The following is a 12274-nucleotide window of genomic DNA, read 5'->3' as shown; positions in this document are numbered from 1 at the left end:
CGCTCCGATGATGCCTGCTTCGTCCCTGCGTGGTTGCCGCCTGCTGCTTGCTTCGGCCCTGCTTGCCGCTGTTCCTGCGTTCGCCGCACCGGCCACGGTGGCACCGGCGAAGATCCAGGTGTCACCGGCCATCGATGCGGCGGTGAAGGCGTCGACCCGTGATGCCAACAACGTCAAGCGCGATGGCTTCCGTCATCCGGCGCAGACGCTGTCGTTCTTCAAGGTGACGCCGGAAAAGACCGTCATCGAGATCACCCCCGGCAACGGCTGGTACTCGGAAATCCTGGCGCCGCTGCTGCAGGACAAGGGCCACTATGTTGCCGCCGTGGTCGACCCGATGGCGGTGCCCGAGGGCCGCGGCCGTGACTACCAGCAGCGCAGCCGCGACAGCCTGGAAAAGAAGTACGCCGGTGCGCCGGCACAGTTCGGCAAGACCGCCGTGGTCGCCTACGATCCGGCCAAGCCGGTGTTCGGCCCGGCCGGTTCAGCCGACGTGGTGCTGACCTTCCGCAACGTGCACAACTGGCGCAAGGCCGGCCAGGCACAGGGCATGTTCCAGGGCTTCTTCAACGTGCTCAAGCCGGGCGGCGTACTGGGCGTGGTCGAGCATCGCGCCAAGGCCGACGTGGCCGACGACGATGACACCGGCTATGTCGGCCAGCAGCAGGTGATCGCGATGGCCGAGGCCGCCGGCTTCAAGCTGGACGCGCGCAGCGAGGTCAATGCCAACCCGCGGGACACCAAGGACCACCCGAACGGCGTGTGGACGCTGCCGCCGACCAACCAGCACGACAAGGCCGATGATGCGAAGTACCAGGCGATCGGCGAAAGCGACCGCATGACCCTGCGCTTCATCAAGCCGTAAGAGGGGTGCCGGGCTGGCGCATGTTGTCTCTGTAGAGCCGAAGGCAGCGGCAGGAGCCGCTGCCAACGTCGCGTGCGACGGCCCGAAGGGTGCCGGTCAGGACGGCCGGCATCGTCCCTGCTCGGCTCATCCCGCGTAGCGCGGCGCATGGCTGGTCCCAAGACCGGCCATGCGCCGGAATTCGATCGTATGCAAGGACATGAATTGTTGAAGAAGATCTTTTACATCGCTGTCGCGGTGCTGGTGCTGGGGCGGTTGATCGATTTTGTGTTCTACGGTGGTCATGCCCACGATCTGATGGCGACGGTAGGGTTTGCCGTGCTGTTCGCGGGTGCCCTTCTGGAGGAACGTTCGCGCAAGGCCGACCCGCCGGCCGCAGGCCTGCGGCGGCGGGCCAATGTCATCGCCGCGTGCGGCATCGCACTGGTGCTGGGCTCGTTCCTGCTGGAATGGAAGGTTTTCGGCTGAGCCGGCCGAGATTGGGGCGGCAGGAAAGCGCAGCCGCAACCACGCTCACCGCGCGCAGCGCAACGTATGGCTGGCCCCAGGTCCGGCCATGCGCCGGAGTCCAATCGAATTCAAGGACATGGACCGTTGAAGAAGGTGCTGTATATCGTCATCGCGGTGCTGGTGCTGCCGCGGCTGTATGACTTTGTGTACCACGGTGGGCATGCTTACGACCTGCTGGGAGCGACGGGTTTTGCGGTGCTGTTCTTTGGCGGGGTGCTGGACGAACGCGCCCGCATGACCTGTCCGCCACCCGCGGCGCTGCGTCGCCGGGCCAATGTCGTCACGGCATGCGGTTTCGTGTTGGTGCTGGGGTCGTTCCTGCTGCAGTGGAAGGTATTCGGCTGAGCCCTTCGTGTTCGTGCTCGCAGGAAAGCGCAGCCGGGCATGGGCTATGCCGGCCGACTTGACCGGCACCTTTCGAGCCGCCGCACGCGGCATGGGACAATGCCCCACCCGCCGACTGCCGTGCCCGCAATGCTGATCGCCTTCAACAAGCCCTTCAACGTGCTCTGCCAGTTCACCGACCGCAGCGTGCCGCCGCGGCCGACCCTGGCCGGGTTCGGCCTGCCGCCGCGCGTGTATGCCGCCGGTCGCCTGGACCATGACAGCGAAGGCCTGCTGCTGCTGACCGACAACGGTACGCTGGCGCACAAGCTGACCGACCCGAAGCACAAGGCTGACAAGACCTACTGGGTGCAGGTGGAAGGCATGCCCAGCGACGAACAGCTGCAACAGCTGCGCGACGGCGTGGTGCTCAATGACGGGCCGACCCTGCCGGCGAAGATCGAGCGCCTCGATCCGGCGCCGTCGCTGTGGACACGCGATCCGCCGGTGCGCTTCCGCAAGACCGTGCCTGACAGCTGGTTGGCGATCACGATCCGGGAAGGCCGCAACCGGCAGGTGCGGCGGATGACCGCGGCGGTGAACCTGCCGACGCTGCGGCTGGTCCGCGTGTCGATGGGGCCTTACCGGCTGGACGACCTGCAGCCGGGACAGTGGCTGCAGATCGGTTGATGCAGAAAGGGCCGGATACCTTCCGGTGTCCGGCCCTCATGTAGTGCCTTGGGGGTCAGCGCCCTTCCTGTGGAAAGGATCCGACCCCGGCAGGCTCAGGCGTCGCTGCCGATATCGCTGTGCTCGTCCACCACGGTGTCGTTGCGGCGGTCACGTGCGTTGATGCGCTGCGCCTGGCCATTCACCACGTGGCCATTGGCTGCCTTCTTCTTCTGCTGCTTGCGGTACAGCGCGTAGCCGAGCAGGCCTACACCGACCGCAGCGGCGGCCACGGCCACTGCCGGATTGCGGCGCACGAACTTGGTTGCGGCCTTGCCGCCGGTCTTCACTGCGCCGATGGCGGCGCCGGTCTTGATCCAGTCCGCATTGCGCAGGCTGCCACCGGCGCTCTTCAGGCCATCGCCGGCGGTGTGGGCCAGCTCCAGGGCGCGCTCCAGAGCGCGGTCGGTGATTACGGTCAGCTTGCTCATGCGGGGGTCCTTTGCCTCGGGTCGAAGTCCAGTGTCGCGTGTTGCCCGTAAACGGTATGTCAGTCGAGGTCACACGTGGCGTGACTTTACCGCAGCCATTCAGGATCAGGCAGGGTCCGCAGCCAGCCCCACCGGTCAGGTCCCGCGCGGCTTGGCCCGATGGGTGGCCGTCGCCGTCCACGGGTCATCCGGCCACGGATGGCGCGGGTAACGGCCCTTCATTTCCTTTTTCACTTCAGCGTAGGTGTTTTCCCAGAAGTTGCGTAGGTCCTGGGTGACCTGCAGTGGGCGGCCACCGGGCGAGAGCAGGTGCAGGGTCAGGGGCACGCGGCCGTCGGCGATGCGCGGGGTGTCAGCCAGGCCGAACAGTTCCTGCAGCTTCACCGCCAGCACCGGCGGCAGCGGTTCGCCGCTCTCGCTGTCCAGCGCGTAGGTGATCGGCCGCTCGAGCCCGGAGGGCACGGTGATGCGGGTGGGTGCATGGCGTTCGACGAGCTGCCGTTGTGACCACTCCAGGGGCGACTTCAGCGCTTCGCCGAAGCTGGACTCGTCCAGCGCATCCAGGCGGCTCTTGCCGGCGAACGCGGGCTGCAGCCATTGCGCACGCGTGGCCAGCAGGGCGTCGTCGCTGCAGTCGGGCAGGCCGAGTTCGGGCATCCAGCGCCGCAGCGATTCCACCCGTGCCTGCCATTGGCGCAGGCCTTCGGTCCACGGCAGCGCCTGCAGGCCGAGTTCGGCCACCGCGTCGGTCAGCGCCTGTGCGGCGTGCTGCGGATCAACCCGGCCGGCCGAGCGGCTGTCCAGCACGATGCGGTCGAAACGGGTCTCGCGCAGTGCCACCAGGGCGCGGCGCTCGCTGTCCCAGCGCACCACGTCTTCTGTGACGAAGCGCTCCGGCCAGGCCTTGCGCAGCTGGCCTTCATCCACCGGTGCGGCACGCAGCAGCAGCGCATCGCGTGCCTCAAAGCGAAGCTCGCTGGCCACCAGCCACGGTTCGCCACGCAGGTCGCTCAGCTCGTGCAGGCGTGCGCTGCGACCGTTGGCCAGCAGGTAGCGCAGTGGGTCGCTGGGGTGCTGGACACCGATGCGGTCGGGGAAGGCGTGTGCGAGCAGGTCACCCAGCTCGTGCGCTTCGATGCTGGCCGGTGGTGCGGCCTCGCAGCGCAGGCGGCGACGCCACTGCTTGGCGGCGGCATCGATCGCGGCCAGGCCGCTGCGGTTGGCGTCGCCCGGTGCGCGGCCATTGCGGAATGCCGCCAGCGCACGCCAACGCGCGGCCAGCGCATCACCGCCCTGGCGCAACGGATCGCGCGCCTCCAGCAGGGCGGCCAGATCGGCGGCCAGCGCCTGTGCGCGGGCATCGGGCGCGGCCAGCAGCATCGCCGCCATCCGCGGATGCGTGCCCAGCGCCAGCACACGGCGGCCAAGTGCGGTGATCGCACCGCTGCTGGACAGCGCGCCGAGCCGCTGGAGCAGTTCGCGGGCGGCACCCATCGGGCCGGCCGGTGGCGGATCGAGGAAGCGCAGGTCGCTGCTGCCCCAAGCGGCCAGTTCCAGTGCCAGTCCGGCCAGTTCCACCTGGTCGATCTCGGCGCGGCGCTGCGGCTCCAATCGCTGCGACTGCGGCCACAGCCGCCAGGCCACGCCTTCGGCCACGCGACCGGCGCGACCGGCGCGCTGGTCGGCCGACGCCTGGGCGATGGACACCACGTCCAGCCGGGTGAAGCCGCTGTTGGGGTCGTAGCGCGGTTCGCGTGCCTGGCCGCTGTCGATCACCACGCGCACGCCGGGCAGGGTCACCGAGGACTCGGCGACGTTGGTGGCCAGCACCACGCGGCGGCGGCCATCGCTGGCGGCCTGCAGCACGCGCGCTTGCTGTTCCACCGGCAGCTCCCCGTGCAGGGCCAGTACTTCGACGCCGGCATCCAGCGATTCCTGCAGGCCAGCCTGCACCCGCGCGATCTCGCGCTGGCCGGGCAGGAACACCAGCAGGTCACCGGGGTGATCGGCCAGGGCCTGCTGCACCGCGCGGCGCACCTGCAGTTCCAGCGTCTCATCGCGGCGCGCCGGGAAATGGCTGACCGCCACCGGGTAGCTGCGGCCCTCGCTGCTCAGCCGCGGCGCATCGAGGAAGCGTGCCAGGCGCTCGCCATCCAGCGTGGCCGACATCACTACCAGGCGCAGGTCATCGCGCAGCTGCGCCTGCACGTCCAGCGCCAGCGCCAGGCCGAGGTCACCGCTGAGATGGCGCTCGTGGAATTCGTCGAACAGGATCGCACCGAATTCTTCCAGCATCGGGTCGTCCTGCAGCATGCGGGTCAGGATGCCTTCGGTGACGACTTCAATGCGGGTGCGTGCCGAGACCTTGTTCTCGAAGCGGATGCGGTAGCCGACCGTGCCGCCGACCTCTTCGCCCAGCTGTCGTGCCATGAACAGCGCGGCGCTGCGTGCGGCGACCCGGCGCGGCTCCAGCAGGATGATTTTCCGGCCTTGCAGCCATGGTGCTTCGAGCAGGGCCAGTGGTACCTGGGTGGTCTTGCCGGCGCCGGGCGGGGCTTCCAGCACCAGCCGTGGCTGCACGGCCAGGTGCTGCTGGATCTGCGGCAACAGCGGGGAAATCGGGAAGAGCGGGGCGTTCATGTGCAAAGGATAAAGGGCCACGGCAGCCGCAGGTACAATGCGCGGGCACTTTTCCCCCGCGATGACCATGCACCTGATCGATATCGGCGCCAACCTGACCCACGACTCCTTCGACCGTGACCGCGATGCCGTGCTGGACCGCGCACGGCAGGCCGGCGTGGTGCAGATGGTCATCACCGGTGCCAGCCGCGAGCACTCGCCACTGGCCCTGCAGCTGGCGCAGCAGCACCCGGGCTTCCTGTATGCCACCGCCGGCGTGCACCCGCATCATGCGGTGGAGTACACCGAGGAATGCGATGCCGAGATGCGCGCGTTGCATGCGCACCCGGAAGTGGTAGCAGTGGGCGAGTGCGGACTGGACTACTTCCGTGACTTCTCGCCGCGCCCGGCCCAGCACCGCGCGTTCGAACGCCAGCTGCAGCTGGCCGCAGACAACGGCAAGCCGCTGTTCCTGCACCAGCGCGACGCGCATGCCGATTTCATGGCACAGATGAAGAACTTCGAAGGTCGCATCGGCCCGGCGGTGGTGCATTGCTTCACCGGTGAGCGTGACGAGCTGTTCGACTACCTGGACCAGGACTGGTACATCGGCATCACCGGCTGGCTGTGCGACGAGCGCCGTGGCGCGCACCTGCGTGAGCTGGTGAAGAACATTCCGGCCAACCGCCTGATGATCGAGACCGACGCACCGTACCTGCTGCCGCGCACGCTGAAGCCGATGCCGAAGGACCGCCGCAACGAACCGATGTTCCTCTCGCACATCGTGGAAAAACTGGCGCGTGACCGTGGTGAAGACGTGGCGGTGACCGCCGCGAATGCAACTGCCGCGACGCGTGCGTTCTTCCGCCTGCCCGACGCGGGTTGATTCCCTTCGTCGCGGCGACCCTGCGTCGTAGAGTCGAGCTTGCTCGACTGCTTCTGCACGGCAGTCGAGCAAGCTCGACTCTACAAGCGGGTCAGAGTGCTTCCAGCAGCCCGCGCAGCCCTTCCCGATACGTCGGAAACCGCGGCTCCCAGCCTAGCGCCTCGCGCGTACCGGTGCTGTCGATGCGCTTGTTGCTCTCGTAGAAGCGCTGCAGCGTCTGGCTCAGCGCCGGATCGTCCCAGGGCATGGCAGGTGGCATCGCAAAGCCGCCCAGCTGCGCGGCGAAGGCCAGTACCTCCTGCGATGGTGCCGGCTCGTCATCGGCTGGCAGATACAGCCCATCCACGCACGGCCGCTGCATCGATGCGATAACGACCGTTGCCAGGTCATCCACGTGCAGGCGGTTGAACACCAACCCTGGACGCACTACGTGGCGCGCACGTCCCTGCGCCAGCTGCAACAGCGCATTGCGCCCCGGTCCGTACAGGCCGGGCAGGCGGAATACCGCCGAGGCGATACCGCGCTGCTCCGCCAGCGCACGCCACTGGTCCTCGGCGCGTCTGCGTTGCATGCCGGTCGTTTCAGTGGCATCGGCCACGCTGGTTGCGTTGATCCAGCCGCCGGCCCGATCGGCATAGACCGACGTGGATGACAGATAGCCCACCCAGTGAAGTGCTGGACTTTCCTGCAGTGCCGGCAGCAGCAGACGCAGTGCCGGGTCACCCTCGGCATCGGGCGGCACGCTGCACAGCACGGCCTCGGCCTGCGCGATCTCATCGAGCAGGGCGGGGGAAGGTGGCGTGTCAGCTCGCAGCTGATGGCGCGGCAGGCCATCGTGCGGTGCCGACGCCGGGTCGCGCACCGTGCCGGCCACGTGTACGCCCAACGCCCGCAGATACGTGGCCAGCACGCACCCGCTCCAGCCCATGCCGAGGATCAGCACCCGCGCCGGCAGCGCGTTGGTCTGCAACGCGGCGCTCACGCGCTGCGCAGCGCCTGGTAGGCCTGCAGGCTGCTGTAGGCGACCTGCAGCAGCAAAGCTTCCTGGTCGGCCTTGCGCGCGCGCGCAAGCATGTCGCCGACGATCTGTTCTGCCTCCACCTGCTGGCCGGCTTCCAGATCCCGCAGCATCGACGCCTTCAGTGCCGAGCCGGCCTGGGTGAGGGTGCCGCGTGCGGTGTCCTGCGCAGCATCGGGAATCGGCTCACCGGCAGCTTCGGCCACGGCCAGGCATTCGTCGTACAGGCCACGCACGATCGCCTCGCCATCATCGGTGGCGACGATGCTGCCGATATCCGCGCGCAGCAGGCAGGTCGCGGCGGCCAGCGCGGTCAGGAACGTGTACTTGATCCACTGTTCCTGGCCAATGTGCTCGCTGGCCAGGTGATCGAGGTTGGCCCGCGCGCAGGCGGCGGCGAAGGCACGCACGCGTTCGGAGATGGCACCGCCGTCGCGCTCGCCGAAGGTGAGCTTGGCCGGCTTGCCCAAGTGCAGCACGGCGCCGTCGGGGGCCTTGGTGGCACTGATGAAGCACAGGCCACCGAGCACAGCGTCGCGGCCGAAGCGCAGGTCCAGCGCGTTGTAGTGATGCAGGCCGTTGAGGATCGGCAGCACGGTGGTGTTCGCGCCCACGGCCGGAGCGATGGCATCGATCGAGCTGTCCAGGTCGTAGGCCTTGCAGCTGAGGATGACCAGGTCGAACGGCTTCTGCGCGGCCAATGCCGGGAGCGTATCAGCGGTGACGTGCTGCACCGGGAAGCTGGCGTCGCCGAGCGGGCTGCGGATGACCAGGCCATCGCGGTCCAGCTGAGCGGCGCGTGCGGGGCGCACCAGGAAGGTCACGTCCACGCCAGCCTGAGCCAGGCGACCGCCGAAGTAACCGCCGGTACCGCCGGCGCCGAGGATCAGGATGCGCATTGCACGTTCACCGTTTTCTGGGGAATCAGGAGTGCGATTGTGCCGGAGATTGCGGCCAACGGCGGAGCCCCTCGTGGTGGTTCGCGGAATGCACTGTTCATTGGGGTTGGCCGGGCGGGTAGGCCGCGCAGGGGACGCTGCAAGTACATCCATGTAAGCTCGGTCGCCGCATCCATGCGGCTCACGCCCCTGCGCAACCCACCCGCCCGGCCACGGACATGTTCCGGGTGCGGCCACCACGGAAAACAGATCAGAAGCGAAGGCGGAAGCGGGTCGCTCGCTGCGCTCGCTCGTGTAGAGCGGTGCTCAGGGCAGCTGTTCGCTGAAGTCTTCGGTGTAGCCCAGCAGCAGGGTGGTGCGGGAGACCAGCGTTGCAGCCAGTCGTGACCAGGTGTCGTGCGTTCCGGCAGCGTAGACGCGCTGAAGGTCCGCGACCAACGCGCCCGCCTCTGCAGGCGACGGTGCGCGGTCGCGCTGGAAACCGAGCCACGATGCGCCGAGTCCGAACAGACGGTAGTCGTAGCGCTCCTGCAGATGCCGGATCAGGGCGTGGTTCTGGAAGATGTCCCAGTCCGCGCTGAAGTAGCCGTTGGGCAGGGCGGCGATCAGCAGGTCATCACGGGTCACGGGCACCTGCTGCACGCAGACCGCGTCATCGATGATGAGATCAGGTGTCGCATTGGCAGCGACCAGCGCCTCGATGTCCTCGTCGCTGCACATCAACGTACCCGCCAGCGCTGTCCACTGCAGCCGATACGTGGAATGCTCAAGCTGCGCGACGACGTGCGCCAGCAACCGCTCGCGTGCCGCCAACGCATCTTCCGGCGTCGCCGGGTCTTCGTCCTCGTACAGCGCGATGCGCTCGTCGTCGGACGCGTGCATGCTGGTGTAGCGGCACTGGCCGACTTCGTCGAGCGTGCACAGATAACGATGAAGGGGATCAGCCACGTGCAGCGAGGCCAGGCAATCCAGCACCTCATCCAGCATGGGCGAATCGCTCAGCAACGCTCGGCTGAACGCATCGATGGGACCGTCCGACACGGCCTTGTCCAACGGAATGGAAGTGATCTTCATCGCTACAGCCTAGCCGTAATCCGAAACGAAAATAGCCAAGCATCGGCTTGGCTCTACAGGGAACGCTTCATCCACGCATGGCGTGGATCTACCGTGTCGACCAAGGTCGACACCTACCAACAGCGACCGGAAACTGTCAGGGGTGGGGCGGTGTGGGGGTGCAGGACCGTTGGCGCCATGGATGGCGCCATCGAGCCCCCACGGACGGGTTTACGGCGTGTCCTGCACCCCCACACCGTCCCGCCCAACTCGTGATGCTTCCGCCTTGGCTGTTGCTGTTGCCGGCCAGCGGCCGGCACTACCACTGCAGGTGCAGGGCCGCAGGCCCTGCAGGCACCCCTCAGCTGCGCATGCCCACGCCACGGCGCAGCAGCCACAGCGCCAGCGCCGTCAGCACCACCACGAATCCGATCATCAGCCCGTAGGCCACCGGCAGCGGCACATCGCTGCTGCCCAGCAGGCCATAGCGGAATGCATTGACCATGTAGAAGATCGGATTCGCGTGCGTGGCGGCCTCGGCCCAGCCCGGCAGCAGCTTCACCGAATAGAACACGCCACCCAGGTAGGTCAGCGGGGTCAGGATGAAGGTCGGCACGATCGCCACGTCATCGAACTTCTTCGCATACACCGCGTTGATGAAACCGGCCAGCGAGAAGATCGTCGCACCCAGGATCACCGTGGTCAGCATCACCAGCGGGTGCGGGATGCGCACCGGGGTGAAGAACATCGCGATGATCAGCACGATCACGCCCACCATCAGCCCGCGCAGCACCGCGCCGGCCACGTAGCCCCACAGGATCACCCAGTTCGGCATCGGGCTGACCAGCAGCTCTTCCACGTGGCGGCCGAACTTGGCGCCGAAGAACGAGGAGCTGATGTTGCCGTAGCTGTTCTGGATCACGCTCATCATCACCAGGCCCGGCACGATGAACTGCATGTAGGTGTAGCCGCCCATGTCCCCCACGCGCGACCCGATCAGGTTGCCGAAGATCAGGAAGTACAGGGTCATGGTGATCGCCGGCGGCACCAGGGTCTGGCCCCAGATGCGCATGATGCGGGCGACTTCGCGGCGCACGATGGTCATCAGTGCGACGCGGTTGCGCTGGCCGTCGGTCAGCTCGGTGGTGCTCATGCAGGCTTCTCCAGGTTGCCGGTGAGGCGCACGAACAGCTCCTCCAGGCGGTTGCTCTTGGTACGCATCGAACGCACGCTGATACCGGACTCGTTGAGCGTGGCAAACACGCGGTTGAGGTCCATTGCGCGCGGCATGTCGATGTCCAGCGTGTGCGGGTCCGGCGCGGTCAGCGTCGCGCCCTCGATCACCGGCAGCTGCGCCGGCAGGTCACCGTCGATGTCCAGCAGGAAGCCTTCCACGTCCAGCTTGGCCAGCAGGGTGCGCATCGGCCCCTGCTCGACGATCTGGCCATGGTTGATGATCGCCAGGTGGCGGCACAGGTACTCGGCTTCTTCCAGGTAGTGCGTGGTGAGGATGATCGTGGTGCCGGCGGCGTTGATCTCCTTCAGCACGCGCCACATGTCGCGGCGGATCTCGATGTCCACGCCGGCGGTCGGCTCGTCCAGGATCAGCAGGCGCGGGCGGGTCATCATCGCGCGGGCGATCATCAGCCGGCGCTTCATGCCACCGGACAGCGTACGGCTCATCACCTGTGCCTTTTCCCACAGGTGCGCCCGCTTCAGTTCCTCTTCGGCACGCTGCTCGGCTTCCTCGCGCGGCACGCCATAGAAACCGGCGTAGTTCACCAGGATGTCGAAGGGCTTTTCGAACAGGTTGAAGTTGATTTCCTGCGGCACCAGCCCGATCAGGCGCATGGTGGCGCTGCGGTTGCGCACCAGGTCGCTGCCGAACACTTCCACCTGGCCCTCGCTGAGGTTGACCAGGGAGCTGATGATGCCGATCAGGGTGGACTTGCCGGCACCGTTGGGGCCGAGCAGGGCGAAGAAGTCGCCCGGGGCCACTTCCAGGGAAACCCCCTTCAGGGCCTGGGTGCCGTTGTCATAGGTCTTGCGCAGGTCGCGCACGCGCAGGGCGGGCGCCGTATCGTTCTGGGATGCCAAGCTCGAAGCCTTCGCGCCCATGGGCTGGCGCTGGAGAGGGGCGGGGAGGGGCTATTATAGAAGACCCCGAGGGCTTGCCCCGGCTACACACTGTCCCGAAAAGTCGTGCCTGTTCAATTCCCCCTCAAGCTGGTCGGCTGCCGCATGCTGGCCCCGACCGTCGGCCACTACCAGTTCGTGCGTGACGATGGACAGCCGCTGGATTTCCAGCCCGGCCAGTTCATCCAGGTCCATTTCAGCTACGCCGACGGCACCGAAACCAAGCGCAGTTACTCGCTGGCGACCATCCACGACCACGCGCTGGGCCCGGGCGAGGCGGTGGATATCGCGGTCAGTTTCGTCCCCGGTGGCGCCGCCACGGCCCTGTTCGAGGCGCTGGAGCAGGGCGGCCAGATCAGTGCGTCCGGCCCCTATGGCCGGTTCTGCCTGAATCCCGGTGATCACAACGCACGCTACCTGCTGATCGCCACCGGTACTGGCGTTACCCCGTACCGCTCGATGCTGCCGCTGCTGGAAACGGCCATGGCCGAGCGCGGCGTGCAGATCGTGCTGCTGCAGGGCGCGCGCAGCCCGGGCGAGCTGCTGTACAGCGAAGATTTCTACAGCTTCGCCGAAAAACACCCGAACTTCCGCTATGTTCCATGCCTGTCGCGCGAACTGCCGGCTGATCCGCACCCGGACGTGCAGCACGGCTACGTACAGCAGGCGCTGGCCGGCTTCACCCCGGACCCGGCCACCGACATCGCCTATCTGTGCGGCAACCCGGACATGGTCGATGCCTGTGCCGAACTGCTGAAGGCCGCGGGCCTGGGCAACCCGCAGATCCGCCGCGAGAAGTACGTC

13 protein-coding genes are annotated in these 12274 nt (G+C 67.3%); 6 read left to right on the top strand and 7 right to left on the bottom strand.

All coding sequences use genetic code 11. The features are described 5' to 3' along the window. The first annotated feature begins 7 nt into the window (after window positions 1-7). The 4 genes from N7573_RS06705 to N7573_RS06690 all read left to right on the top strand — a co-directional run bounded on the left by N7573_RS06705 (window position 8) and on the right by N7573_RS06690 (window position 2389). Entirely contained in the window at window positions 8-865 is an 858-nt protein-coding gene (locus tag N7573_RS06705; RefSeq protein WP_032129149.1) for a class I SAM-dependent methyltransferase, read from the top strand. Between the two features lie 147 nt (window positions 866-1012). Continuing rightward, window positions 1013-1333 carry a hypothetical protein gene (locus tag N7573_RS06700; RefSeq protein ID WP_279913128.1) on the top strand — a complete coding sequence of 107 codons (321 nt, stop codon included), beginning with the start codon at window positions 1013-1015 and terminating at the stop codon, window positions 1331-1333. A gap of 135 nt (window positions 1334-1468) precedes the next feature. Then, window positions 1469-1720, top strand: a complete 252-nt coding sequence (locus N7573_RS06695) for a hypothetical protein (RefSeq protein WP_223224685.1) — start codon at window positions 1469-1471, stop codon at window positions 1718-1720. A gap of 129 nt (window positions 1721-1849) precedes the next feature. After that, on the top strand, window positions 1850-2389 hold the full coding sequence (locus N7573_RS06690) for a pseudouridine synthase (protein ID WP_049398657.1): 540 nt from the start codon (window positions 1850-1852) through the stop codon (window positions 2387-2389). A gap of 95 nt (window positions 2390-2484) precedes the next feature. Here the strand turns inward: N7573_RS06690 and N7573_RS06685 are convergent, their stop codons facing one another. Further along, window positions 2485-2859, bottom strand: coding sequence for a hypothetical protein (locus N7573_RS06685; protein ID WP_019336760.1), 375 nt, complete (start codon window positions 2857-2859; stop codon window positions 2485-2487). Window positions 2860-2994: 135 nt separating this feature from the next. Continuing rightward, window positions 2995-5499, bottom strand: coding sequence for an ATP-dependent helicase HrpB (hrpB, locus tag N7573_RS06680; RefSeq protein WP_279913127.1), 2505 nt, complete (start codon window positions 5497-5499; stop codon window positions 2995-2997). A gap of 67 nt (window positions 5500-5566) precedes the next feature. Here hrpB and N7573_RS06675 point away from each other — a divergent pair, with 67 nt between their 5' ends. Further along, window positions 5567-6364: a TatD family hydrolase gene (locus tag N7573_RS06675; RefSeq protein WP_279913126.1), complete on the top strand. Its 798-nt coding sequence runs from the start codon at window positions 5567-5569 to the stop codon at window positions 6362-6364. 91 nt (window positions 6365-6455) lie between these two features. Here N7573_RS06675 and N7573_RS06670 read toward each other — a convergent pair whose 3' ends face one another. From N7573_RS06670 to N7573_RS06650, 5 genes are all read right to left on the bottom strand, one after another. Beyond that, entirely contained in the window at window positions 6456-7292 is an 837-nt protein-coding gene (locus tag N7573_RS06670) for an epimerase (RefSeq protein ID WP_279913135.1), read from the bottom strand. Window positions 7293-7342: 50 nt separating this feature from the next. Next, the gene (gene panE, locus N7573_RS06665) at window positions 7343-8281 is read right to left on the bottom strand and encodes a 2-dehydropantoate 2-reductase (protein WP_279913125.1); all 939 of its coding nucleotides are present in this window, start codon (window positions 8279-8281) and stop codon (window positions 7343-7345) included. A gap of 306 nt (window positions 8282-8587) precedes the next feature. Then, window positions 8588-9355, bottom strand: coding sequence for a hypothetical protein (locus N7573_RS06660; protein ID WP_279913124.1), 768 nt, complete (start codon window positions 9353-9355; stop codon window positions 8588-8590). A gap of 340 nt (window positions 9356-9695) precedes the next feature. Beyond that, window positions 9696-10487 (bottom strand): ABC transporter permease, encoded by a 792-nt coding sequence (locus tag N7573_RS06655; protein WP_010482250.1) that lies wholly within the window; start codon window positions 10485-10487, stop codon window positions 9696-9698. Next, window positions 10484-11452 (bottom strand): ABC transporter ATP-binding protein, encoded by a 969-nt coding sequence (locus N7573_RS06650; protein WP_279914013.1) that lies wholly within the window; start codon window positions 11450-11452, stop codon window positions 10484-10486. Before N7573_RS06650 ends, N7573_RS06655 begins: the two co-directional genes overlap by 4 nt. Before the next feature lie 84 nt (window positions 11453-11536). Here N7573_RS06650 and N7573_RS06645 point away from each other — a divergent pair. Continuing rightward, window positions 11537-12274 (top strand): ferredoxin--NADP reductase (locus N7573_RS06645; protein WP_279943107.1); only part of this gene is annotated, 738 nt, incomplete at its 3' end.

Source organism: Stenotrophomonas sp. GD04054, from assembly GCF_029836955.1.
Classification (GTDB): domain Bacteria; phylum Pseudomonadota; class Gammaproteobacteria; order Xanthomonadales; family Xanthomonadaceae; genus Stenotrophomonas; species Stenotrophomonas maltophilia_A.
This window is presented reverse-complemented; position numbering and strand designations above follow the sequence as displayed.